Source organism: Pseudomonas syringae pv. tagetis (assembly GCF_022557255.1).
In the GTDB taxonomy this organism is placed as follows: Bacteria; Pseudomonadota; Gammaproteobacteria; order Pseudomonadales; family Pseudomonadaceae; genus Aquipseudomonas; species Aquipseudomonas caricapapayae.
The window spans coordinates 3,520,469-3,547,368 of sequence record NZ_CP092923.1 but is presented as its reverse complement, the minus strand read 5'-3'; the positions used below and the strand labels follow the sequence as shown (position 1 = coordinate 3,547,368).

General features: G+C 57.6%; 13 protein-coding genes. 10 read left to right on the top strand and 3 right to left on the bottom strand.

What is annotated here, in order from left to right; genetic code table 11:
- Window positions 1-27: 27 nt before the first annotated feature.
- Together MME58_RS15695 and MME58_RS15690 are read left to right on the top strand one after the other, a co-directional pair.
- Window positions 28-17,856 carry a two-partner secretion domain-containing protein gene (locus MME58_RS15695; protein ID WP_082427141.1) on the top strand — a complete coding sequence of 5,943 codons (17,829 nt, stop codon included), beginning with the start codon at window positions 28-30 and terminating at the stop codon, window positions 17,854-17,856.
- On the top strand, window positions 17,853-18,392 hold the full coding sequence (locus MME58_RS15690) for a DUF2247 family protein (protein WP_054985476.1): 540 nt from the start codon (window positions 17,853-17,855) through the stop codon (window positions 18,390-18,392). Before MME58_RS15695 ends, MME58_RS15690 begins: the two co-directional genes overlap by 4 nt.
- A 377-nt stretch (window positions 18,393-18,769) precedes the next feature.
- Here MME58_RS15690 and MME58_RS15685 read toward each other — a convergent pair whose 3' ends face one another.
- Window positions 18,770-19,255, bottom strand: coding sequence for a hypothetical protein (locus MME58_RS15685; RefSeq protein ID WP_054985475.1), 486 nt, complete (start codon window positions 19,253-19,255; stop codon window positions 18,770-18,772).
- A 50-nt stretch (window positions 19,256-19,305) separates the two neighbouring features.
- On the bottom strand, window positions 19,306-19,695 hold the full coding sequence (locus MME58_RS15680; RefSeq protein WP_199727392.1) for a helix-turn-helix domain-containing protein: 390 nt from the start codon (window positions 19,693-19,695) through the stop codon (window positions 19,306-19,308).
- 100 nt (window positions 19,696-19,795) lie between these two features.
- On the opposite strand from MME58_RS15680, the gene MME58_RS15675 reads away from it, so the two are divergent.
- Both MME58_RS15675 and MME58_RS15670 read left to right on the top strand, forming a co-directional pair.
- On the top strand, window positions 19,796-19,984 hold the full coding sequence (locus tag MME58_RS15675; protein ID WP_055005145.1) for a CHC2 zinc finger domain-containing protein: 189 nt from the start codon (window positions 19,796-19,798) through the stop codon (window positions 19,982-19,984).
- Window positions 19,985-20,061: 77 nt separating this feature from the next.
- Window positions 20,062-20,373, top strand: coding sequence for a hypothetical protein (locus MME58_RS15670; protein ID WP_055005144.1), 312 nt, complete (start codon window positions 20,062-20,064; stop codon window positions 20,371-20,373).
- Here the strand turns inward: MME58_RS15670 and MME58_RS15665 are convergent.
- Window positions 20,366-21,528 (bottom strand): IS3 family transposase gene (locus tag MME58_RS15665; protein WP_103715205.1). Its coding sequence is split into 2 segments (ribosomal slippage): window positions 20,366-21,273 and window positions 21,273-21,528, totalling 1,164 coding nucleotides; the frame shifts between segments, so codons are not numbered across the junction. The genes MME58_RS15670 and MME58_RS15665 overlap by 8 nt on opposite strands.
- Window positions 21,529-21,813: 285 nt before the next feature.
- Between MME58_RS15665 and MME58_RS15660 the strand changes: the two genes are divergently transcribed.
- The 6 genes from MME58_RS15660 (at window position 21,814) to MME58_RS15635 (ending at window position 26,868) form a co-directional block, all read left to right on the top strand.
- Window positions 21,814-22,725, top strand: a complete 912-nt coding sequence (locus MME58_RS15660; protein WP_082427624.1) for a LysR family transcriptional regulator — start codon at window positions 21,814-21,816, stop codon at window positions 22,723-22,725.
- Between the two features lie 278 nt (window positions 22,726-23,003).
- The gene (locus tag MME58_RS15655) at window positions 23,004-24,032 is read left to right on the top strand and encodes a beta/alpha barrel domain-containing protein (protein WP_054987109.1); all 1,029 of its coding nucleotides are present in this window, start codon (window positions 23,004-23,006) and stop codon (window positions 24,030-24,032) included.
- Window positions 24,029-25,219 (top strand): isocitrate/isopropylmalate dehydrogenase family protein, encoded by a 1,191-nt coding sequence (locus MME58_RS15650; protein WP_055007093.1) that lies wholly within the window; start codon window positions 24,029-24,031, stop codon window positions 25,217-25,219. Before MME58_RS15655 ends, MME58_RS15650 begins: the two co-directional genes overlap by 4 nt.
- On the top strand, window positions 25,203-25,916 hold the full coding sequence (locus MME58_RS15645) for an RraA family protein (protein WP_054987111.1): 714 nt from the start codon (window positions 25,203-25,205) through the stop codon (window positions 25,914-25,916). The genes MME58_RS15650 and MME58_RS15645 overlap by 17 nt, the downstream gene beginning before the upstream one ends.
- Before the next feature lie 77 nt (window positions 25,917-25,993).
- The gene (locus MME58_RS15640) at window positions 25,994-26,476 is read left to right on the top strand and encodes a flavin reductase family protein (RefSeq protein ID WP_055007149.1); all 483 of its coding nucleotides are present in this window, start codon (window positions 25,994-25,996) and stop codon (window positions 26,474-26,476) included.
- A gap of 29 nt (window positions 26,477-26,505) precedes the next feature.
- The gene (locus MME58_RS15635) at window positions 26,506-26,868 is read left to right on the top strand and encodes an antibiotic biosynthesis monooxygenase (RefSeq protein WP_054987112.1); all 363 of its coding nucleotides are present in this window, start codon (window positions 26,506-26,508) and stop codon (window positions 26,866-26,868) included.
- The last annotated feature ends 32 nt before the right edge of the window (window positions 26,869-26,900 follow it).

The window sequence follows — 26,900 nt, the reverse complement described above, 5'->3', positions numbered from 1 at the left end:
CAAATTTTTCCTTCCGAGGTCACCTACATGGACGTCCACCAACTGGCCCTGCTTGCACGTCAGCCCTCCGCTGCACTGATCGAGCGTCCGTCCTTTTGGGGAATGCCAAAGCGTGGCCTAGCGCTGGTCCTGGCCAATGCCCTGTTCTGGCAGCCATTGCTGGTTCAAGCCGAAGGCATCGTGGTCAGTGGCACGAATACCAGCCTGAACCAGGCCGGCAATGGCGTGCCTATCGTCAACATCGCCGCGCCCAATGCCAGTGGCCTGTCACACAATCAGTATCAGCAGTTCAACGTCGACAGCCAGGGCGTTATCCTCAACAACTCCACCAACCAGACCCAGAGCACCCAACTGGGCGGGATCATCGTCGGCAACGCCAACCTGCGCGGCACGGCGGCCAGCACTATCCTCAACGAAGTGGTCGGAGCCAACGCCAGTCAGCTCAAGGGCTATACGGAAGTGGCCGGGCAAGCGGCGCGGGTCATCGTCGCCAACCCGTACGGCATCAGTTGCAACGGCTGCGGTTTCATCAATACCCCGCAGGTCACACTGACCACCGGCAAACCGGTGCTGGATGCCAGTGGGCAGTTGCAGCGTTTCAATGTGCAGGGCGGCAGCATATCCATCGACGGCGTGGGGCTGAACGCGGAAAACGTCGACCAGTTCGACATCATCACGCGCAGCGCGAAGATAAATGCCGAGCTGCACGCCAAGCGCCTCAACATCATTGCCGGTCGCAACGATGTCGACGCGCAGACCCTTAATCCCACCGCACTGCCTGACGACGGCAGTGCCAAACCGGAACTCGCCGTCGACAGCTCGGCGCTGGGCGGGATGTATGCGGGCGCAATCCGCCTGGTGGGCACCGAGGCAGGCGTCGGGGTCAGGCTTGCCGGAAATATGGCGGCCAGTGGCGGTGATATCCAGATCGATGCCAACGGTCATTTGAGCGTGACGCAAACCGCTGCCAGCGGTGCCGTGGTGGTCAAGGCCAACAGTGCCGAGGTTAACGGGCCTGTCTATGCAGGGTCTTCTTTGGGCATGACCACGGCAGGTGATCTCATCACTCGGCAGAACGTCGCCGCACGCGATGCGCTGAGCCTTTCCGCAGGCGGGCAACTCAACAACTCGGCAGTGATCGAGGCCGGCATCAATGCAGACAACAGCCGCAACGGTTCAGGCGATGTAACGCTGTCTGCCAACGGGCTGAACAACAGCGGCAGCATCACCGCCAGTCGCGCCTTGCAGGCCACCATTACCCAGACCCTGAACAACCAGGGTGCCACACTGAACGGGCAGTCCGGCACACGCATCGTGGCGGGCTCGGTCGACAATCGTCAGTCCGGCCGAATTCTGAGCCAGGCTGGCACTGTCGATATCAACGCTTCTCAGTTACTCAACAGCCAGAGTGGGCTGATCAGCAGTAACGGCAACCTGACCATCACCGCCGGGTCTCTGGACAACAGCCAGCAAGGCAAACTGTCCAGCAGCAGTGGTTTATCCGCCCGCATTTCCGGGCAGTTGCTCAACCAGTTGGGGCTTGTCAGCGCCAATGGCGATCTGCTGCTCAACGCGGCAGGCGTGGACAACCGCAGCGCGGAAATCTCCAGTCTTGGCAGCCTGACCTCGACGGTGGGGCAGTTCAACAACAGCGAAAAAGGCCGCCTGCTGGCCAACGGCGCGTTGCAGCTCACGTCCGACCACTTGAATAACCAGAGCGGTTCGGTGGCAGGGCAGCAGGGCGTGCAATTGAATCCGGGGCAACTGACCAATACCGGCAACGGCAGCGTTTACGGCAAAAACAATCTGAATCTGGCCCTTGATGGCGCGTTGAACAACGACCAGGGCGTGCTACGCAGCGATGGCACACTGGATGTACGTGCGGCGTCTCTGAGCAACATCGCCGGCAGCGTGACCAGCGGCGGCACGGCGTCAGTCAGGGCGAGCGGTTCGGTGGTCAACCGGGGCGGGCAGATCCTCAGCGACGCTGGCCTGACGCTGAGCAGCGCCAGCCTTGATAACAGTCAGAGCGGGCGAATAGCCGGTAATGGCCTGATGCTCACCACGGGTGCCTTCGACAACCATCTGGATGGCCGCCTGACCAGCACCGGCGCACTCCAACTGACTGCCGGGCAGGTCAACAACAGTGAAGCCGGTCGTATCGCCAGCGCCATGGCATTGACCGCCGTAGTGACTGGCCTCAATCAGACCAACGACGGGCGTCTGTACAGCAACAGCGATGTCAGCCTGGACATGAACAATGGTCTGCTGAACAACCAGAGTGGTTTGATCAATGCGCCGGGCCAGTTGCTGCTGAAAAACGTCAGTACAGTCAACAACCGGAGCGGCAAGATCTCCACCGCCAATGGCTTCACGCTGGCAGCCACGTCGCTGGACAACACCGATGGGTCGATACTCAGCGACAAGGCGCTCGTCGTGCGTATCAACCAATTGCTGACCAACCTGCGCGGTCTGGTTTCTGCGACCGGTCTTGATCTGACAGCCAGCTCACTGAACAACCGCAGTGGCGAAACTTCCAGTCTCGGCACGCTGACTGCCAACGTTGGCCAGTTCGACAACCGTGAGAAAGGCCGATTGCTGGCCAACGGTGCGCTGCTGTTGACTGCGGACGGCTTGAATAACCTGAACGGGGTCGTTTCCGGGCAACAGGGCGTGCAACTGAATCTGGGGCAACTGAACAACTCGGGCAATGGCAGCCTTTATGCCAAAGATGCCTTGACCGTGACGCTGGGCGGCGTGCTGGTGAATGATCAGGGCGTGGTGCGCAGTGATGGCGCTATGGACCTTAACGCAGCCGGTCTGGCCAATACCAATGGCAGCGTGACCAGCGCCGGAACAGGCGTGCTCAATGTCAACGGTGCGGTCGTCAACCAGGGCGGGCAGATCGTCAGTGATGCGCAACTGACCCTCAACAGTGGCAGCCTGGACAACAGCCGCAGCGGTCGTATCGCCGGTAACGGTGTTGTACTGAATACCGGCGCGTTCAATAACCAACAAAGCGGCAATCTGTCCAGCACCGGGGCCATGCGCCTGACGGCGGGGCAGGTCGACAACAGCGCCGCCGGGCGTATTGCCAGCGCCATGGCATTGACCGCCGTGGTGACTGGCCTCAATCAGGCCAACGACGGGCGTCTGTACAGCAACGGCGATGTCAGCCTGGACATGAGCAATGGTCTGCTGAACAACCAGAGCGGGCAAATAACCGCTCCCGGTCAGTTGCTGCTGAAAAACCTGAACGTTGTCGACAACCAGCGCGGCAAAATCTCCAGCGCCAACGGTTTCACGCTGGCAGCCACGTCGCTGGACAACACCGACGGCTCGCTAATCAGTGACAAAGCGCTGATCGTGCGCATCAATCAGTTGCTGAACAACCTGCGCGGGCAGATTTCCGCCAATGGCGTCAACGCAAGCGCCGCAACGCTGGACAACCGTCTTGGCGAACTGTCCAGCCTTGGCGGCCTCACGGCCAGCATCGGCCAGTTCGACAACCGCGAAAAAGGCCGCCTGCTGGCCAACGGCGCGCTACTGCTAACTGCGGATGGCTTGAATAACCTGAACGGGATCGTTTCCGGGCAGCAGGGCGTACAACTGAACCTTGGGCAGCTGACCAATACCACCGGCGGCAGCGTCTATGCCAAAGACGGTCTTGGTCTGACCCTTAGCGGGGCATTGAACAATGATCAGGGCGTACTGCGCAGCGACGGTTCGCTGACTGCAAGTGCTGCCTCGCTGGCAAACAGCGCGGGCACTGTCAGCAGCGCCGGGGTTGCGTCGATCAGTATCAAGGACGGCGTCGTCAACCAGAGCGGGCAAATACTCGGCGATGCACAACTGACGCTCGACAGCGCCAGCCTCGACAACAGCCAGAGCGGGCGAATCGCCAGCAATGGTCTGGTACTCACTACCGGGGCGTTCGATAACCATAAGGACGGCCGCCTCACCAGTACCGGCGCACTCCAGCTGAATGCCGGGCTGGTCAACAACAGCGATGCCGGTCGTATTGCCAGCGCCATGGCCCTGACCGCCGTGGTCACCGGCCTCGACCAGTCCAACGACGGGCGTCTGTACAGCAACAGCGATGTCAGCCTGGACCTGAGCAATGGCGTACTGAACAACCAGGGCGGCCTGATCAACGCGCCGGGTCAGTTACTGCTGAAAAACCTGAACGTCGTCAACAACCAGCGAGGTGAGATTTCCAGTACCAACGACTTCACACTGGCGGCCACTTCGCTGGACAACACCGAGGGTTCATTGCTTGGCGACAAGGCCCTTGTAGTACGTATCAATCAACTGCTGACCAACCTGCGCGGCAAGATTTCCGCCAATGGCGTCAATCTGAACGCTGCAACGCTGGACAACCGTAATGCCGAGCTGTCCAGCCTTGGTACCCTGAGTGCCAACCTCGGCGAGTTCGATAACAGCAGCAAAGGCCGCCTGATGGCCAACGGCGCACTGCTGCTGACAGCCAGCACGCTGAACAACCAGAACGGCGTGGTTTCCGGGCAGCAGGACGTACAGCTGAACCTGGGCCAGTTGAGCAATACGGGCGCTGGCAGTGTTTACGCGAAAAGCAGGCTGGGACTGACGCTGACCGGCGCGTTGAACAACAATCAGGGCGTGCTGCGCAGCGATGGCGCGCTTGAGTTGAACGCGGCTTCCCTTGCCAACACTGGCGGCCGGGTCACCAGTGCCGGTGTTGCCACGCTGAAAGCCGATGCAGCGGTCGTCAACCAAGGCGGGCAGATCATCAGCGATGCCAGCCTGACGCTTTCCAGCGGCAGTCTCGATAACAGCCAGAGCGGTCGCATTGCCGGCAATGGTGTGGCGCTCACCACTGGCGCTTTCGACAACCATCAAGACGGCCGCCTGACCAGTACCCGCGCACTCCAGCTGAACGCCGGGCTGGTCAACAACAGTGAAGCCGGTCGTATCGCCAGCGCCATGGCCCTGACCGCAGTGGTCACCGGCCTGAATCAGACCAACGATGGCAAACTGTACAGCAACAGCGATGTCAGCCTGGACCTGAGTAACGGCGTGCTGACCAACCAAGGCGGTTTGATCAATGCGCCGGGGCAGTTGCTGCTGAAAAACCTTGCTGCGGTCAACAACCAGGACGGCGAAATTTCCAGTGCCAACGGTTTCTCGCTGGTGGCCACTTCGCTGGATAACACCGATGGTTCGGTCATCAGCGACAAAGCCTTGATCGTAAGCATCGACCAGTTGCTGACCAACCTTCGCGGTCTGATTTCCGCTAAAGGTATCCAACTGAATGCTGCGACGCTGGACAACCGCAACGCGGAACTCTCCAGCCTTGGAGAGCTGACCGCAACCGTCGGCCAGTTCGATAACAGTGGCAAGGGCCGTTTACTGGCCAATGGTGCGTTGCTGCTCAACGCCGACAGCCTGGACAACCAGAGCGCAGGTGCCGTCTCCGGACAGCAGAGTGTGCAGTTGAACGTCGGGCAACTGATCAACACCGGCAGTGGCAGCATCTACGCCAAAAACAGTCTGGGTCTGAAAGTCACGGGCGTCCTCAACAACGATCAAGGAACATTGCGCAGCGGTGGCACGCTGGTGCTGAGTACCGCTTCTCTGGGCAATACTGCCGGTAGCGTCACCAGCGCCGGCGCCTCGTCTCTGACGGTCGATGGCCCGGTTGTGAACCGCGGCGGGCAGATTCTCGGCGATTCAACGATGGTGCTCACCAGTGGCAGTCTCGACAACAGCCAGAAAGGTCGTATTGCCGGCAAGGGGGTAAAACTCGTCACAGGCACCTTTGACAACCAGCAAGGCGGTCGCCTGACCAGTACCGCAACCCTCCAGCTCGATGCAACGCTGGTGAACAACAGTGATGCCGGTCGTATCGCCAGCGCCATGGCGCTGACTGCCGTGGTCACCGGCCTGAATCAGACCAACGACGGCCGACTGTATAGCAACAGCGATGTCAGTCTCGATTTGAGCAACGGCGCGCTGAACAACGACAGCGGTCTGATTACCGCACCGGGTCAGTTGCTGCTGAAAAATCTTAATGCAGTCAGCAACCGCAACGGCGAAATCTCCAGCGCCAACGGCTTTACTCTGGCCGCAGCTTCGCTGGACAACACCGGCGGTTCGGTGCTTGGCGATAAAGCGCTGGTCGTGCGTGTCGACCAGCTGTTGACCAACCTGCGTGGCCTGGTTTCCGCCAATGGAATCGATCTGGCCGCTGGCGAGCTGAACAACGACAGTGGCAGCGTGAGTAGCGATGCTGATCTGCTGCTGACTATCGCCGGCAAACTATCGAACCAGAACGGCGAGCTGACCAGCGCCGGTAACACCACCCTCAACGCGCTGAGCCTGGGCAATGCCAACGGCCAGGTCATGGCCGACCGGTTTCTGAAGCTGGCGATTACCGATGCCATCGACAATCAGGCAGGGACATTGGGCGCAGGGAAGGGTGCCGACATTAGTGCGGCGAGTCTGGACAACCGGCAAGCCGGTGCACTGGTCACGGATGGTCAACTGGACCTCACGCTGACCGGCGCACTGGACAATCGCGCCAGTGGCAGCCTGCAAGCCAAAGGCCCGATGAACCTGACCAGCCAGGCGCTGGATAACCGTGGCGGCCGTGTTACCGCGCAGAACCTGTTGATGATACGCAGTGCCAGCCTGGACAACCGCGGCGGTGCGATTCGCGCCGAGAAAGGCCTGCAACTGTTCGTCGATGCACTCGACAATAGCCAGACCGGCCTGAGCACTGCCTCAAAAGGTCTGATCAACAGCAACGCCGGCCTTGAGCTGGTTGGCACGCGTCTGGACAACCAGAACGGTCTGCTCAACGCCGCTGGCCTGATGCAGTTGCAGGTCGACAGCGTTCTCAACGGCAACGGTCGTATCGCCAGTCAGGCTGACATGGTTGCCAACGTCGCCAGTCTGACCCAACAGGGCGGCGAGCTGGTTGCGCAGGGCACGCTGACCCTGACCGGCAAAACCCTCGACAACCGGTCGGGTGGCCTGGTGGGTTCCACAAAAGCGCTGAAAATCGATGTGGATGACATCGACAACAAGGCCGGTGAACTGTCCAGCCAGATCGGCGTGGACATCATCGCCAAGACGCTCGACAACAGTGATGGCGGCAAGGTCCTGGCAGGTACAGCGCTGGGCCTGACCGTGACGCGGGTGATCAACCTCAACAAGGGCTTGCTGTTTGGTAACACCCTGCGTCTCGACGGTGCGCGGCTGGAGAACGCAGGCGGTACGCTGGCCAGCCAGCAGGACCTGAACATCAGTCTGTCCGATGAACTCGATAACAGCGGCGGCCTGCTCAGCAGTGAGTCGGCCATGACCGTCAGCGCGGCGTCCCTGCAAAACGCTGCCGGCAGCCTGTCCAGTGCCGATGCCTTGAAAGTCACCACCACTGGCGCGTTGAGCAACCAGGCGGGTGTAATTACGACTGATGCGGCGCTGACGCTGAGCAGCGCAAGTCTGGACAACAGCCAGGCCGGCAAACTGTCTGGCAAGGGCGCTACGCAGGTCACCACCGGTACGTTTGACAACAGTCAGGGTGGTCGCCTGACCAGCAGCGACACGCTGCAATTGACCGCAGGCAAGGTGATCAACCAGAACGCCGGGCGCATTGCCAGTGCGCTGGCCTTGACCGCCAGCGTCACCCGCCTCGATCAGCAGGCGGGCGAATTGTTCAGCAACACGTCGCTGAGCCTGGACCTCAACAACGGCCAGTTGAATAATCAGGGCGGTTTGATCAACGCTCCTGGCGTATTGCTGCTGAAGAATCTCGACGGCGTCGCCAACCAGAACGGCGAAATCTCCAGCGCACAGGCGTTCAGCATGAACGCCGGCAGCCTCGATAACAGCGGTGGCAAACTGCTCAGCAGTCAGGCCCTGACGCTGGTGGTGAACAAGGCCCTGAGCAACCTCAAAGGTAATATTTCCGGCGCTGCGCTGAGCATTAACAGCGACAGCCTGGATAACACCGAAGGCATGATCAGCAGCCGCGCAGACCTGGACGTGACGGTAAACACCGCCCTGACCAACGCCAAGGGCACGCTGATCGGCGACGGCAATGTGAATCTGAGCGCTGCAACGGCAGACAATCGCCTCGGACAACTGGCGAGCAAGCAAAACCTAGACGCGCGGATCGGCAACCTTCAACAGCAGAACGGCCAGATGCTTGCCCAGGGCACATTGACCTTGCGCGGCGAGGCGCTGGATAACCGTCAGAACGGTTTCATCGGCGCGACCAGAGCCCTTGCTATCAGTGTCACCAGCATCGACAACCGCGGCGGTGAACTGTCCAGCCAGGACATGATGACCCTGACCGGCCAGCAACTGAACAACAGTGATAAAGGGCGGGTTCTGGCGCAGAAAGCATTGAATCTGAACATCGCACAGACCACTAACCGTGCTAACGGTTTGCTTTCCAGCCAGGCGGGCCTGACGCTGACCGGCAGCACGCTGGACAACACCGGCGGCGCACTGAGCGCCCTCAAGGCGCTGGGTATCGACCTGTCGGCAGCGCTCGATAACAGCCAGGGCCTGATCAGCGGTGAAGACATCCTGACAGTGAAGGCCGGCAGCCTGACCAACACCGCAGGCAGTGTTTCCAGTGCTGGAACACTGACCCTCGACAGCGCCGGTGCAATCGGCAATCAGGGCGGCAAGCTGGTGACCGATGGTGCGCTCGACCTCAAAAGCGCCAGCCTCGATAACCGTCAGCTCGGCAACATCAGCGGTAAAGGTTTGCTGACCCTGAGAACCGGTGATTTCGACAACAGCCAGAACGGTCGCGTCAGCAGCAGCGATCGACTGGAACTGACCAGCGCGCAATTGAACAACAGCAGCGGTGGCAGCATCGGCAGCAGCCAGGCACTGACCGCCAGCGTCAGCCGTCTCAGTCAGCAGGGCGGCAGGTTGTTCAGCAATACGTCCTTGAGCCTGGACCTGAACAATGGCCAGCTGGACAATCAGGGCGGTTTGATCAACGCGCCAGGCGCACTGGTGCTGAACAACGTCAATGAAGTTCTGAACCAGAACGGCGAAATCTCCAGCGCCCAGGCGTTCACTGTCAACGCTCAACAACTCAATAACAACGGCGGCAAATTGCTCAGCAATCAGGTGCTGACCCTGCGCATCGCCCGAGCACTGAACAACGTAAAAGGCATGATCGCCGCCGCTGGCGTCGACGCTGTCGTCAACACCCTCGATAACACGAGCGGTACACTGACCAGCCGCAACAACCTGGGCCTGACGGTCACCGGGCTGCTGACCAACCGTGACAACGGCCTGATCAATGCAACCCAGGCGCTCAAGGTGGGCGCGGCCAGCCTCGACAACCAGAACGGTCAGGTGCTGGGCGGCACCAGCCTGATCCTCGACTCAGCATCGATCAACAACACGGTAAAAGGGCTGATCAACAGCGCCGGCACCCTGAACCTGACGGCGGGCAGCCTGGATGCCGGCAACGGCGGCGAAGTGTCGGCAGCACGCGACATGACCCTGGTTCTCAACGCCCTGTCGCTCAATGGCGGACGCCTGATGAGTGATGCCGGGCTGTCCATCGACATGGCGGGCAACGACCTCGACAACCGTAGTGGCTTGATTACCGCTGATGGTTCGCTGAGCCTCAGCCGCCTGCGTGACCTGAACAACCAGTCTGGCGAAGTCTCCAGTGCACAGAGCTTTACCCTAAGCGGCCGCACGCTCGATAACACCAGCGGCAAACTGATCAGCAGTAATGTGCTGACGGTCAGCGCTACCGGTTTGCTCAATCAGAATGGCATGATTTCCGGCTGGCAGGGCCTGAACGTCGCCGGTAACCGTCTCGACAACCGCAACAGCGGCACATTGTCCAGCCGCAGTGGCAACCTTGTGGCGAACCTGACCGGCGAGCTGCTCAACGGTGGCAATGGCGCGCTGGTCAGCCAGAACGCCATGAACGTAAGCGCTGACAGCCTCGACAACCGCGGCGGCATCCTGTCCAGCGGCACGGGCCAGACCCTGAACGTAGCGGGCCTGCTGAACAATAGCCAGAGCGGTCTGATCGACAGCGGCGCAGGGCTGGTCGTCAAAGCCAATGCCCTGAGCAACGCGGCCGGCAACCTGACGGCTCAGCAGGATTTGAGCTTTGAAGGCAGCAGCCTCGACAACAGCGCCGGCAACCTGAGCAGCAGGGGCGCAATGACTCTGGACCTGCTGGAAAGCCTGACCAACACCAGCGGCAAGCTGGCCAGTGGTGGCACCTTGCTTTTGCGGCGTAGTGCCGCGATCAACAACCAGGCCGGGCAACTGATCAGTCAGAGCCTGATGACCCTCAACACATCGGGGCAACTGGACAACCGTAACCGCGGCACCGTCGCGGCCAACAATACACTGGCAGTCGTCGCAAGCGGCAGCGTACTCAACGACGCCGATGGCCTGATCTACAGCCAGAACGCCGATGCGCGAGTACAGGCAGCCAGCCTGTCCAACGTGCGCGGCACGGTACAGAGCGTCGGTGCTCTTCGCGTTGATGCCGCCAGCTCCGTCGACAACCAGAACGGCCGGATCATCGCACAGAGCGGTGACCTGAACCTGAGCGCTGCCAACCTCTACAGCCAGGGCGGCGTGCTGTCCAGCCTGCAAGGGGCGTTTACAGCGAATGTAACCGGCGTCCTGAAAAACGGCTACGACACCAATCGCCAGGGCGGTGTTATCCAGGCACAGCGCCTCAACCTGACAGCGCTGGGCGGCTTCGACAACTACGGCGGACGAGTCTCGGCGCGCGCTGGTGAAGCGCTGATCACTACCCCCGGCTTCGACAACCGCAACGGCGGGCTGTACGCCAAAGGTCTGGTGCGGGTCACCGGTGTCAACTTCGACAACAGCGGCGACAACGACGGCCAGATTGCGGGCGGCCAGGTCGAACTGAACCTGAGCGGCGCACTGAACAACCGTCTGGGCATCATCGAAAGTGACAGTACCCTGGCCATCACGGCTGCCAGTCTGGACAACCAGACCGGGCAACTGCGTGCGCTGGGCGGTGGCGGTGCGACAAACTTTCAAATCGGCAACCTGTTCGACAACCGCAACGGTACGCTGGAGAGCGCCAACAGCGACCTGATTCTCAATGCTGGTGGGTTTCTGAATGGTGGCGGGTCGCTGTTGCATACGGGTAATGGCACGTTTGATATTTCTACAGCCAACCTGACCAATGCTGGCGGCAGCATTGTCACTCGTGGTGGATTGACACTGAGTGCCGATAGCTGGACTAACAGCAGCGTGATTCAGGCCGGGCGCCTCACCGTCAACGTCAATAACCTCAGCCAAACCGCTAGCGGCCAGTTGCTAGCATCGACCAGCCTTGTCGGTAACGGTGGAAATTGGAATAACGATGGACTGATCGCCAGTGACGGCTCGCTAAGTTTCAACCTTGGCGGTACATACGGCGGCAATGGACGTCTCAGCAGTCTCGGAACGCTCGGGCTGAGTGCTGCGCAAGTGAACCTTAACGCCGCTTCGACTATCGCTGGCGGTGGTGACACTTCGGTTTCGGTGGCGGGGCAGTTGAGCAATATAGGTCGCCTGACCTCGGCGACCAACCTTACCGTCAATGCGGGGAGCATCAACAACCAGGGCACGCTGGGCAGCGGTCAAGCGCTGACTGTGACCACCGGCTCGCTGGTCAATGATCGCGGGCTGGTCTTCAGCGGCAACAACATGAGCCTGCGGGTCGGTTCGCTGAACAACAGTTATGCCAATATCTACAGTCTGGGCAATCTTTCGGTTGACCGTAACGGGCAAGGCGCTCTGGCCGACAGCATCGTCAACAGTTCGGCGTCGATTCAAAGCGACGGCAGCATGAGCCTGGCGGCGAGCACGATACAGAACATCCGAGCGATTTTGACTACCAGCAACGGCGGTATCTACACCGCCATGATTGTAGAGGGTGCGTGCAACCGGGAATTCTACAACAACGACTGCAGCGGCAAGGCAACTCATACCTGGGACATCACCCAGCGTGAAAAACTGGAAGTGACCGCTGCCAGTGCAGCGTCCGGCATTATCGCTGGCGGTAATCTGAACATAAACGGCGGCGATCTGTTCAACCAGAGCAGCACCATCGTCACCAGCGGCAACCTCACCGCTACGCTGAACAATCTGAACAACACCGGCGTAGAGGCCAGCGATACCGAAACAATGCGTTCGTTCCGCAGCGCTCGTACCAGCAACGCCGGTTCCTGGACCAATGCCGCTCGCGACTTCACTGAGCAGTACTGGTTTACCAGCAGCGGTTATGACGCTAACAACATTGGCGGCCTTGAGGCGGCGATGGCTAAATTCATCGCCACTACCGAAACCGAAATGCCTGAGTTCCGCAAGGTTACCCAGTTGTCCAATGGCGATCAGAGCTATGCCGCCGTTATCCAGGCCGGCGGTGCGGTCAACGTCAACGCAAGTAACAACATCGGCAACAATGTCGTACGCGCTGGCTACAGCTACGTGAGCGGCGGTTCGCGCACTGACACCAACGCTCCGGGCAGTCAATTCTCTACCCGTATTACCGTCAATCAGCAATTGCCACCAGACCTGGCCCAGCAGCAAGTCAATCCTTTAAGCCTGCCAGGCTTCAGCCTGCCGACCGGCCAGAACGGCCTGTTCCGCCTGAGTGGCCAGACCGGCACCGCAGCCACTGTCGCTCAACCTGTCGGCCTGCCGCAAAGCTGGACAATGGGCAGCGCGGCGGTCTCCGTCGCGCAGCGCGAGCAAACCGTTTCTGATGCGCAGGCAAGCACCATCCAGATCGGCTCGGTTGGCCAGATAGCCAACGCCACCCGCCAGCTCGCTTCGGTCACACGGCAAAGCGCAGGCGTTAGCGCCAATGCAACTGCTTTTGATACCAGCGCTCCAGGTGCCGCACCTATTGGTGGGCTAGTGCTGCCAGGCCATAACTCTGATGCCGCAGGTGTCACCAGCGTCGACAGCGTGACCGGCATTGCGACGGGCAATCAGGGCAGCGGTGCGTTGCTGCCTGTCCAGAGCACAGGCTCGACATCGGGTGTTCCGGCTATCACCGCAATCTCTTCCGGTAACTCGGCCGCTGAAAACGCTGGACTGGTGCAGGGCATTCAAGTCAACAAAGCCGGCCAGGTTGTAAATGGTACGCAAGGTAGCTTGGTCAGCGTTTTCAATCAGGCTACGACCGGTGCCCAGTCGGGCGCGACTGCTGCAGTCACCCAAGTGGTTGTAAGTGCTCAAGGCGGAACGGTCATTGCACCAGTTCGCAGCTCTGTGGCTGCTCTGGTCAGTCCTGTCACTGCTGCTGTTCTAAACCCTGTCACAACCACGCCTGCTTCAACCGCCAGCACTCAGCCCGCCACAGTCGCGCAGGCCAGCGCTATTACGCCGGCCGTTTCGGCGGCAGCGCAAACGATTACCAGGGTAGAAGGGCTGCCAAGCAGCAGTTTCGTCTCCAAACCGCAGAAATACCTGATCGAAACCAACCCGGTCCTCACCGAGCTCAAGCAATTCATGAGTTCGGATTATCTGCTCGCAGGTCTGGCTTACGACCCGGAAGTCAGCGCCAAGCGTCTGGGCGATGGTTTGTATGAGCAGCGCCTTGTGCAGCAGGCTGTCGTGGCCCGAACCGGCCAGGCGTTCATCGACGGCCAGACCTCCAACGAGGCCCAGTTCAAGTACCTGATGAACAACGCCATCGCCAGCAAACAGCAGTTGAACCTGGCTGTGGGCGTCTCGCTGAGTTCACAGCAAGTCGCAGCACTGACCCACGACATCGTCTGGCTCGAAGAGCACGAAGTGAATGGCGAAAAAGTGCTGGTGCCAGTGCTGTACCTGGCTCAGGCCGACAATCGTCTTGGCCCGACCGGAGCGTTGATTGCGGGTAACGATGTCTCGCTGATTGCTGGCCAGAACCTGGACAACGTGGGCACCTTGCGAGCGGCCAACAACCTGTCGGCTGCCGCTGGAAATGACCTGGTCAACTCCGGCCTGATAGAAGCTGGCAACCGTCTGGACTTGCTGGCAGGTAACGACCTGATCAATAAGGCGGGCGGCATCATCAGTGGTCGTGACGTGACACTGACCGCCCTGCGCGGCGACGTCATCAACGAGCGCACGGTGACCAGCCATCAAAGCGCCTCAGGCGACGCGACCTGGCGTCAAGACTTCGCTGACAGTGCGGCACGTATCGAAGCGGCCAATGACATGAGCCTGCAAGCGGGGCGGGACGTGAAAAACACCGGCAGCGTGTTGCAGGCCGGACGTGATTTGAGCATCTCAGCGGGCCGTGACGTCGCTATCGACTCGGCGCAAGCCGAGGACGGCCAGACACGCGGTGCGAACTCCAGTAACTCCAGCATCACGCAACTGAGCTCTACGGTCAGCGCCGGCCGCGACCTGACGGCCCAGGCAGGCCGCGGCATCAACGTCATCGCCAGCAGCATCGACGCCAAGCGCGACATCGCCATGGCCGCGACGGAAAACCTGACCCTGTCCTCGGCGGCTGACGAGGAGCATTCCTACGGCAAAAGCAAGAAGGTAACCGAACAGGAAGATCACGTCAGCCAGGTGTCTGCGGAGCTGAAAGCGGGCGGCAGTGTGGCTTTGCAGGCTGGGCAGAATCTGGCCGTGATCTCCAGCCGCATTACCGCCGGGAAAGAGGCGTATCTGGTTGCGGGTGAAAACCTGGACATCCTTGCTGCGCAGGACAGTGATTACTCGCTGTACGACATGAAGAAAAAGGGCAGCTTCGGCGCGAAGAAAACTCAGCGTGACGAAGTGACTGATGTGAAAAACATCGGTAGCGAAATTACTACCGGTGGCGACCTATTGCTGTCGAGCGGAGGCGATCAGAAGTATCAGGCCGCGAAGCTGGAGAGCGGCAAGGACCTGACCATTGAAAGTGGTGGTGCGGTTACGTTTGAGGGCGTGAAGGACCTGCATCAGGAGAGTCACGAGAAGAGCAAAAGCGACCTTGCCTGGAATTCGAGTAAAGGTAAGGGCAACACTGACGAAACCCTGCGCCAGAGTGAGCTGGTGGCCAAAGGCGAAGTAGCGATCCGCGCTGTTGACGGCTTGAAAATCGACATCAAACAAGTCGACCAGCAAAGCGTTAGCCAGACTATTGATGCAATGGTCAAGGCCGACCCGCAACTGGCGTGGCTCAAGGATGCTGAGCAGCGCGGTGATGTGGATTGGCGGCAGATCAAAGAGGTACATGATTCTTTCAAGTACAACAATTCAAGCCTCGGTCAGGGGGCAATGCTGGCGATCATTATCGTCGTTACAGTGTTGACGGCTGGGGCTGGCACATTCGCCACAGCGGGAGCTGCGGCAGGCTCTGCTGCTAGCGGAGCGGCAACTGCAGCCGGCGTCTCTGCAACAACGGCTGCAACGGTTGGCGCTGCTGCAAATGCAGCAGCTGTCGCCAGCCTGACGTCGATAACTGCTCAGGGTGTTGTCAGCACTATCAACAATAAAGGAAATATGGGTGCAGCCTTAAAAGATACGTTTAGTAGCGATAGCTTAAAAAACGCAGCCATCTCAGGCCTTACCGCGGGATTCACTGAGGGTGTCATTGATCCACAACTGGGCGGTAGTACTAAGCCATTCAACAACCTGACCAAAGGGTTCGATCTATCCACGTGGGGAGGCGTGGGTGGCTTTGCGGTTCATGCCGGTGCGCAAGGTCTGGCTTCGGGGGCTATCAATACTGCAGTTAACGGCGGTAGCTTGGGTGGCAATCTTGTTAACGGATTGGTCAGTCAGGCAGGCAACGTAGCTGCGGCCATAGGGTTTTATCAGGTCGGAAGCTTTGCAGATCAGAAGCTCCTTGAAGCAACTAAAGCCGGGGATGTAACAGGAAAGGCCTTGTGGGTTGAAGGTGGTATAGGCCGAACAACCTTGCATGCCTTGATGGGGGGCGCAATTTCTTCAGCAACGGGCGGCGACTTCACAACGGGCGCAGTTGCCGCTGGTGCCAGTCAAGCAATGGCGGGTGCTTTGAATAATGTATTCAAAGCAAGCCCAGAGTATCGTCAGGCGGCTGCGCAGATCGTCGGCTTGGCGGCGGCAGGATTGGCAGGTGGAGATGTTGAGAAAGCTGCCTGGGTTTCCGCCACGGCAGACCAATACAACCGACAGTTGCACCCGAACGAAATACCTCTGTTGGAAAAGCAGTCTTCAAGCCTGGCGCAGGAAGCCAATATCAGCCCCGCCGAAGCCGAGAAACGTCTGGCCCAAGCGCTGGCCTACTACACCGACAACGATTGGAATAACGCGCTCGCAGCGAAAGGCATCGTCCCTGATGCCTTGACCTTGAAGCATCTAGGGATCGCGCTTTCGCCTTTGGCGGATAGCTATGCGGCGGTAGGTGATGTTCCTGTGGTTGTCGGAAGTAAATCCTATACGCCGGCAGAAACAGTGGCGCTCATTACCGACTATCGCAATACGCATACTGCGGAGTATGCAAATCCGTCGATTAACAACCTGAACATGCAGGGTGCCTACGCAGGCGATCCCAACTATCAATACGCTGATTTCTACCGTAAAAATCTAGCGGTCAACACCGATTTCCTGAGTGCTGTTTCCGGTAATTTGGCCGGGATTGCTCAAGGTAGCGGCAGCGCGTTGTCAGATTCTTTCGGTTCGGCATGGGCACTTATGAGTGATCCTGCCGGGGTTAGCGAGCAGGCCGCCAATGGTCTGATCGGCTTGAGCAAGAACCCGTGGGGTTCGTTCATGAATAGCGTGGAGGCCAGCCAGACCAAAGAGGCCATGGCGACCATCTATGATATGCAGGGCAACACGGCCGCGAGTGCTGCGATCAGGGCGAAAAGCGATCTTGAGTTCGCGCTGAACTTCTTGCCAGCCAACCGTGCGAAGACGCTGGCGGAGCTCGGGGCAGGGCGCAAGTTCGCGATGGATGGTCCTTGCTGCTTCGCGGCCGGAACGATGGTTTCTACACCGGGCGGCGAGCGTGCTATCGATACGCTCAAAGTTGGCGACATCGTATGGAGCAAACCTGAGGGCGGTGGCAAGCCGTTTGCGGCTGCGATCCTGGCAACACATATCCGCACCGATCAGCCTATTTATCGACTTAAGCTCAAAGGTAAACAGGAAGACGGCAAGGCTGAAGATGAAACCCTGCTGGTCACGCCGGGTCACCCGTTCTACGTGCCGGCCCAGCATGGCTTCGTCCCGGTCATCGATCTGAAACCAGGCGACCGTCTGCAGTCTTTGGCGGATGGTGCCAGCGAGAACACGTCATCCGAAGTCGAGTCACTGGAGCTTTACTTGCCAGTGGGTAAAACGTATAACCTGACGGTCGATGTAGGGCATACGTTTTATGTCGGTAAGCTGAAGACGTGGGTGCATAACACCGGGCCTTGTCAACTGCCAGACGGGTATTTTGGGACGAGTGGTGCAAAAGGGGGAGGAGCGCTATCGAATGATATTCTAGTCGAAGCGCGTATTGGCAATGGTACGAAGGGGCAAGGTAGCGGAAACAAAGTAGACCAACTTCCGAATAAACAAGTTGTTGGAGCTGATGGAAAACCAATACCTGTGTACTCAGAGCCAGAGAGGCTCAATGGTCCCTATGCCACTCAAGAGTTCCCATCGACTTCGGTTGCGCATGGTTTTCCCAATATTGTCGATAACTATGCAAATAGTGCGACTAAATTTCCTCTCAACAACGGCTCGTCGCTTTACCAAGCATCAGGTAGCTACAACGGTGTGTCGGGTAGGTTTGAATGGATTGTAGATCCGAAGTTGGGTGGTGTAACACATAGAATGTTTGTACCAAATGGAACTGTTAACGGTATACCGGTGAAACCATGATTCAAGCAGTCTTTGAACGAATTACCAAATATGGCTTGACCGATTGGGCCGTTTTGCTTCAAGGCGTCTGTGGTGTTCCTAGCCTTTTGGGGAGATTGCCAACGTCTTGTGTGGAAGACTTTGCAAACGCTGAACTTGAAAAGGTTGCTGGGAATAATCCCTTGCTCGATGTGATTGTTAGTTTAGCTAACGATAGTGATCTGCCTTTATCTGAGCTATGCCCACAGTTGAAAAAAATGAGCGATTTTCAAAATGCAGAAATGCAACGAGCTAAGAGAATATGGCGAGCGGTTGCATTGGAAGAATTACTAGCAACCCTGGACTCGGACCCGCTCTATGGGTTGATAAAGTTGTCTGAGTTTTGGTCAAGCTGGGATTGGCCTGTTGATGCTCCACTGTCAATGATTCCTGGTGCGATGACTTTGCCGCAGCATCAATACCACTCTGAATCGAACTATGAACACGTTGTTCATGAGCATGAACAATGGTTAAAAGATGAGCTGGTTGCTTTGAGCTGTAGAAAAGCTCCAACTTGATCTGACACTTTCGATAACGGCCTTGCGCCGGTGTTTTTGCAACCTATCTGCACCCATTATGTAGCCTTCTTGTACTCAAGCTGTATCCTTTTAGTAGTCCTTTTGTCTACTTTCTGTCTACCACCCTGACGACCTACGGTCTACCTGCTCAATACGCCCTTTTTCAACATGAATTTTCGCTCCTTAACAGGAGCAAAATCTCAATACACAACACGCACCCCGTCCGGGGTAAGTGTTTCCTTGTAGATCAAAGGGTTAGCCATTTTTCGTGCTGATTGGTGGTTATACATTTGTAATACAAAACAGAGCTAACTATTTGATTTGTATAGGATCACGTGTATAGCTTTTGTTATACATTGCTCCATCGCTTCGCTTGCTTAGCTGTTTCGCCTGTCCCGAGCCTTTTTCAACGGATCAACCAGTTGCTCTGTCATAGCTAGCAGAAAGAATCCCCAGACGATAGCGGCATAAGCCCAGAAGCTATTGAGGTACTGTAGCCAAATGAAATGATCGTGACCAAATATGCTCAGCAGAGCATAGGCAAACAACAAAGCTGCGATAACTGGAAAGAGCAGAAAATTTGTCTTTAGGTACAGCTCAAAATGTAGTTCGGCAATTAGTTTGTAAGTGAGAAGTGCTATTCCGCCGGACCAAATGGCTTTTAGCCCAAAAATAAGAAAGAATCGTCTTGTCTGGACCGCTTCTGAGAGATGATCTGGTATGCCGAACCATATGCTGCCGTCAACCGAAATTTGTGGGCCACTTATTAAAAAATAAGCGACTGCCAGCATTGGCCAAGCAAGGATTTTTGAAAGATCTTGCAGGTTTTTTACATCAGTGAGTTTCGGCATTACGTCAGCCATATTCGAGCAGTCCTTAGTTTCGTATATCTACCCGTCCTTGGTTTTCGCGGTTATGCGCCGGGCAGCCTATTGTTATCCGTCCCCATGATTTTTGATGCCTGATACTTGAGAATCATCCCATCGAGCAGTGCCTTGATAACCGACTTCTCGGCTTCGGGCATATGGCTGACGGCCTCGAAGCGCAGGCGTAAATCGTCGGACGGTCCGCGTTCTCCTTCAGCGAACACCAAATCATCCAGACTGACGTGCAGAGCCTGAGCAAGCCGAATTAGGGCTTCTAAGGTTGGTTGCGCCGTCCCTGCCTCATAACGCCGAATCTGATTGACGTGCACTGACGCGGTGTCAGCCAGAGTTTGCTGGGTGAGATCGGCAGCTTTGCGTAGCTGGATCAGGCGTGTGGGGAAATGCATGGGTAGGAACCAGATCGTTTCGGATTCCATAACTGTATGCCCTGTCTCTGATAAGGTTTGACTTTGACACAGTATAAGGTATTAAAATAAAACCTCAAACGAGCGTTGACGTATTTTTGGAGAAAACCCGATGGCCCGCATCCCCGAAGCCGAACTGGAACGCCTCAAACGTGAGGTGTCACTGGTCCGGCTGATTCAGTCGCAGGGCCATGATCCGAAAAAGCGCGGCAAGGATTGGGTGATGTGCTGCGTGTTTCACGACGAAAGCACGCCCAGCCTGTCAGTCTCCGACGAGAAAAACCTCTATCAGTCGGTGTGACACGCAGCCATGCTCGACACCTCCCTTCTTTAGCTGCGGGCTCTTCTGATCTTGAAGCCGCGGCGCTGCTGCGTTCGGTGGCTGAGTTCTATCACGCCAATTTCAAACAGTCCCCCGAAGCACTGGCCTATCTGGCGTCTCGCGGCCTGAACCATCCCGAGTTGATCGAGCATTTTCAACTTGGTTATGCCAATAAAACCCTGACGTACCGCTTGCCCGCCGGGCATACCCAGGCCGGTCGGCAGGTGCGACAGCACCTGCAAGATTTAGGTGTTTTGCGCTCTACCGGGCACGAACATTTAAACGGCTGTCTGGTCGTGCCGGTACTGGGTCTGGAAGACGGCGCCCAGCCGGAGCAGTCCGGGCGGGTGATTGTAGTGGTCAACTGATCCCGGACACGACGTTAAGGTTTTTCTCGTACTGAGCGGGTGCCAGTCCATCATTGAACTGGTGTGGCCGAACCCAGTTGTAGCGATGCATCAGATAATGACTGATATCCCGCTGTGCCTCTTGGGCCGTCATGTAGCCCACGGCGGGTATCCACTCGGTTTTCAAGCTGCGGAATACACGCTCCATCGGCGAGTTGTCGTAGCAATTACCTCGGCGACTCATGCTCTGGCGCATGCGGTATCGCCAAAGCCGCTGGCGAAACTGTCGGCTCCCATATTGGGAGCCCTGATCTGAGTGAAACAGCAGGCCCTGAGGCTTGCCGCGTTGCTCATAAGCCATGTCCAGCGCCTTGATGACCAAGTCCGTGTCCGGTTTGTTTGAAAACGCCCAGCCCACCACCCGACGCGCATAAAGATCCATAACCACCGCCAGGTAATGCCATTTTCCTTGCGCCCAGATGTAGGTGATGTCGCCACACCAGACCTGATTGGGCGCGGGTACATCGAACTCCCGATTCAAAATGTTCGGAATGTCAGGCCTCTCCACTGTTGCTTTTTTATAAGCATGAGAGCCAGGTTGCTTGCTGATTAATCCCAGTTCCCGCATCAGGCCACGTACCTTGAACCGACCAATTTGCTCGCCATCTTCCTGCAATATCGAAACGATACTGCGGCTGCCTGCAGCGCTTCGACTTTGCCCGAACAGCTCATTGACTCGACTGAGTAAACGAACCCGCTCAGCGTCTGGAGCCCGACGCCGCTGGCAATGGTCGTAGTAGCACGAGCGAGGTGTCTCGAACACCTCGCACAGCAATTCGATCGGCTCATGGGCACCTAGCTGATCGATCAGCGCAAGCGCTCGTGTTCTTCCGACATCAAGAGCGCGGTAGCCTTTTTTAAAATGGATTTCTCCCGCTCAAGACGAGCGATCCGCGCTTCCAGCTCCTGAATTTTCTGCTGCTCGGGCGTCAGGGCTTTGCTCTGAGGCGTTACGCCATTGCGCTCCTGCTGGAGCTGGCTCACCCAGCGACGCAGCGCAGACTCGACCACCCCTAGTGAGCGGGAGGCCTCAATGTGGCTATAGCCCTGATCGAGCACGAGGCCTGCGGCCTCACGTTTGAATTCAGCAGAGAAGGTACGGCGTTGTTTGGTCATCAGACACCTCTATCTGGCGATATTCTCGCCTAAATGAGTGTCCGGAATCATTAGACCACTGCAGTCACCCTAGCGAAGCCTTCACTCCGGACACCCCCGTCTCAAATCATCCGAACCCCGCTCCGCAATCCCGGCTTGCACTTCGCCTAGACTACCGAACGGCACGAGCCCGTTCTTCGGGCCCGAGGAAGTTGTCAGCATTATCCTTGTATACGTCTGCTAACACTCAGTTCTGAAACATTACAATACGCCTATTCGCATAAACCGTATAAGGATATAGCGTTAATGACAATGACTCCATCGGATGGATCGGCTTCCCTTGACGTTAATAATCTGTTTAAAAAGCCCAGGGTCTGTTTTGATTGGGAGGACTTGCGGTACTTCGTGATGTTTTCCACCATCAGGTCGCTGAGTGGCGCTGCGAGGGTACTGGGTGTGGAACATGCGACCGTCTCGCGCCGAATCGCTTCGTTGGAAAAATCCCTTAATGTAAAGCTTGTTGATCGGCGCAAGCGGCTTTATGAACTGACCGATGAAGGACAGCGTCTGGCGGTTATCGGGCGCCAGATCGAGGCGCAGACTCAGGCGGTTGGCCGCCTCGCCATCGCGGCTCAGGTGGTGTCAAGTGTGGAAGTGACCATCAGCGCACCACCGTCGGTGGCGGTCGAGAAGCTGGTGCCGCAACTGGGGGCGTTTCGTGCCATGCACCCTGGCATTGTGCTGCGCTTGTTGGGGGATCATCAGTATTCGTCGTTATCCAGTTGCCAGTCTGACTTGTGCATACGGTTTTCCAGGCCGATTGAAAGTGGCATCGTCGCACGACGTATCGGGACCGCCTCATTTTCATTTTATTGCTCACATTTTTATCTGGAGGAGCGGCACCCGGAGCACTATGAGTTTATTGCCTACGACAATGAACTGATGAGCGACAGTCAGAACGGTTGGCTTAGGAATATTGTCGGTGAACGCCCCTTCGTGCTGGAAGCCAAAACAGTAGAACTGCAAATTCGCGCCGCGGAAACCGGTGTGGGTATTGCCTTGCTTCCAAGTTTTGCGGTAGGTGCGAACTCTCGTCTGTGCCGGGTAGAGCTGTCGGCACCGCTGGAGGTCGATGTCTGGCTGGGCGTGCATGAAGACTTGCGCGCGGTGGCTTCAATTCAGGCCGCGATGAATTATGTAGAAAGCTGTTATCGCTAGTCGGGCCGGTGACAGAAATCGTTATTTCGGCACACACATGAGGTGACGGTGAAAAAATTCCCATCCCCTGACTAAATATCAACAATTTACAACGCGGTCGATTTTGACGAGGATCAATGTCGAGTTAAGAAGTTAATGATTCGAAACTCCGAGACGTTCAGGTGTCGGCTCGGCAATGTTTGATAGGTGTGGCGCTGTTGTACAACTACAAGAATAAAGGCAGTGGCAAGATCATCTCAAGCACCCTGTTTACACCCTAAGGACAGCCGGAGATTCTCATGGCCGACATAAAAATTCTCGACGTTACATTGCGTGACGGTGGTTATCGAAACAACTTCAATTTTACGGAAGATCAGGCCCGGGTTATGACTTCAGGCCTGGCGGACGCAGGTGTCGACCTCTGTGAAATTGGTTACTGCAAAGGATCGTTTGCGCCGAAGGGAGAGCACGGGCTGACCAGTGATGTGGGCGCACGCTTCATTGAGAAAATCATAAAAGCAGCCGATGGACGCATCGAACTGGCGGTTATGGTTCACCCTAAAAACATCACGGCAGACGACTTTGCCATGCTCAAGGAGCAGGGTGTTTCAATGATTCGTGTCTGTCTGCGACGCGACCAGCTGGATGAGGGCCTGGCGACTTTGTCACTGGCCCGCGATCACGGCTTCAGTGTCAGCGCCAATGTGACGCATGTGACATCGCAGACGCCGGGAGCGGTGCTTGATACGGCCGTTCGTGCCGAAGGTGCCGGCGCGGACATCATCTGTTGTGCGGACTCCAACGGTCATATGTTGCCAACCGATGTACATCGGCTGTTCAGTCGCCTTGCTAGCCGCTTGCTGGTGCCATTGGGGTTTCACGCCCATAACAATCTGTCTTTGGCACTGGCGAATGCATCGGCGGCTATCGAAGCCGGTGCTGAGTATATCGACACGTCCATATGTGGCATGGGCAAGGGAGCAGGCAACCTGCACTTGAGTATGTTCGTTGCGTATCTGGAACGTATCGGCATCCGTCACGGATACGATCTGGTAAAGGTGATTGAACTGTCGGAAGCCACGGCCAGTTCGGTCCCGCAGAACAATATGCCCAGCCCGCTGATGGATATCATTCTGGGCACCTACAACTTCCCCTACGACAGTAATCGGCGGGTGCGAGATACCCTTGAACGGTTTCAACTGACCTCCGAGTACCGAGCGCTCGAGGTCATGCATCAGCAGGACAAGGTGGCGCGTCTTGCTCCGCGAGCGGTATTGTCGAATGCCTTCAATGAACTGGCGAGCAGCGTAAAGGGGGTGGCGCTATGACCCGTCAGATGCCCCGCAAGCGTATAGGTATCCTGCCCGGCGACGGGATCGGCATTGAAGTCATGGCGGCAGCGCTTCCGGTGATCGCTGCGTTGGACCTGCCGTTCGATTTGATAACCGCAGATATCGGTTGGGAATGCTGGAAACGCGACGGTGAAACCGTTCCTGCCCGAACCTGGGAAATCATGGCGAACTGCGATGCGACATTGCTGGGCGCAATAACCAGCAAGCCGCTGGCAGAGGCGGAAGCAGAATTGCCACTGGCGCTTCAGGGCCAGAACCGCCGCTATGTCAGTCCGGTCATTCAGCTCAGGCAGAACCTTGATCTGTACGCGAATGTACGTCCGGTAACAGACATGACCGGCGAAAACAGATTTCGCTTTGTCGTGATCAGAGAAAACACCGAAGGCCTTTATGCAGGGCTGGATTTCGGGCGTATTCCAGATGCACTGCTGCCGCTGCTCGAAGAGCGAGAAGCGCTTGGCGCGTCCTGGCAGCGAGAAGGGCAGGACGATGCGACAGTCACATTGCGCCTGCAAACGCGAAGCGGCTTGACGCGTATTTTTGAGTACGCATTCGAATATGCCCGCCAGAACGCCTTCACCTCAGTGACCTTTGTCGACAAGCCGATGGTCCTGCGCCACAGCAGTGCTTACGCACGGGGTATTTTTGAGGAAATCGCACAGCGTTATCCCGACATAACCGCTGCCATCGAAAATGTCGATGCAGTTGCCTTGTGGATGGTGCAGCGTCCCGAGCGTTTCGGGGTGATTGTTGCCGAAAACATGTTCGGCGATATTCTTTCCGATCTCGGCGCGGGCGTCATGGGTGGCCTGGGGTTCGCGCCCAGTGGCAACTTCGGAAATTCAGGGGCCTATTTCGAGCCTGTACACGGCAGTGCGCCGGCCCATGCGGGGCTGAACAAGGCCAACCCCGGAGCCATGTTCATGGCCATTGCGCTGATGCTCGAGCATTTGGGGTATGCCGCGCAGGCGGCGTGTATTACCCGCGCTGTCAGCCTGGTTTCACAATCGCCCATACGTACTTATGACCTTGGTGGTTCCCACACGACCGAGCAGGTGGGCGAAGCGATTGTCCGCCAATGCATCGAGTTGCAGGCCGGCTCTTTCGGGTATCACACCGGACAGGCTTCGGTTCAGGGAGAACGCCATGTCAGCGCACTTTGAAGCCGTATCAGTGACGCGAGCCGTACTGGAGGCCTGTGAACATCTGGACACCGCCTCGCTGTCGGATGCTCTGGACAGCCTCGGCATCGACGGCGGGTTGCCGGGTATCGTTTCGCAGGTGCCGGGTACGCGTTGTGTCGGTGTCGCATTTACCGTGCAGTACGAAGCTGTCGATGCGTCAGCAGGGTTCAAGGGGGCTGCCAACTACATTGATCAGGTGCCTCCCGGCGCGGTGATTGTGTCCTCCAACGTCGGGCGCCAGGATTGCACTGTCTGGGGCGATATCATGACCCATTTCGCCCTGGCCAACGGCATCAAAGGCACCGTTATCGATGGCATGGCGCGTGATATCGATACTGTGATCAGGTGCCGCTATCCGTTGTTCAGTCGCGGGCGGTTCATGCAGTCAGCCAAGAATCGCGCGCAACTCAAGGCGGTTCAGGTGCCAGTCGTCATTGAGGGTATTACGGTCCGCCCCGGTGACCTGCTGGTCTGCGATGGCAGCGGCTGCGTGGTCGTTCCACAACAACTGGCAGCCGAGGTTATACGTCGTGCCCAAGCGGTGGAGCAGACGGAGCGCAAGATTATCGAGGCCATAGCTGCGGGCTCGACTCTGGAGAATGCTCGCAGTACCTACCGTTACGACCAACCCTGGCTGACTGACGCTGAAAAAGTCAGCGTGGGAGAGCGGTCATGACTCAGGCATCGCGATTGACCGTAGATGCAAATGTGTCAGAGCCCCACGCTCGACAGCGTGCATGTGAGTCTCCGGACATTGATATCGGTGCGTTCAAGAAAGCAATGCGCCGCCTGACGTCCACCGTCACCCTTGTTGCCACCGAGCATGAGGGCACGCCGTACGGTATGGCAGCCACGGCAGTCAGTTCGGTATGCAGCGATCCGCCGTCCATTCTGGTTTGCATCAATCACAGCGCCAGCGTTTACCTGCCTTTGCTTGAGAGCGGAAAGTTCTCGGTCAACCTGCTGCACACCAGTCAGGCAGAGCTGGTCAGCGTATTTGGCGGAGCGGTCAACGGCCCGGCGCGGTTCGACAGCGGAGACTGGCAGCAGGATAGGGGCGTTCCGTATCTGCGTACGGCCCAGGCGACGCTGTTCTGCTCGGTGGCTCAACGAATGACCTGCGGCACTCACGAAATCATTATCGGTCTGGTCGAGAAAACAACGGCGGCCGAGGCGATCTCGCCGCTGCTCTGGCAAGACGGTAAACCGGCGGCTTCAGCACCGCTTTTCGCTTGACTACTTCTTCTGACTGAACGGAACTGATTATGAAAATGGAATTGTTCGACGCTCAATCCGTCACCGATGACAAGGCGGTCTATCTGATCAATGTAGTGCAGGTAAACGAGGGTGCCCAGGATCTGGCCATTGAGATTCTTGAAGAGACGGTCAGTTACGTCGCGCGGACCTACAGTGCTTTCAAATGGAGCCGGTTGATGAAAAGCACGGACGGCAAGACCGTCATCAATCAGGCGCAATGGAGTGACCGCAGTCAGTTCGAGTCGCTTTTTATCGACCAGGAGTTTCTGTCGCGGTATTCCCGTTTAAAGGAAACCGGCACCTGGGAATATCACCTCTACAACGTCGCCGAGTACATCACCCCTGAACTCGCATTACAGAAAGCGGGTTGATCCATCCACTGCAGAGGAAGGCGGCGCACAGG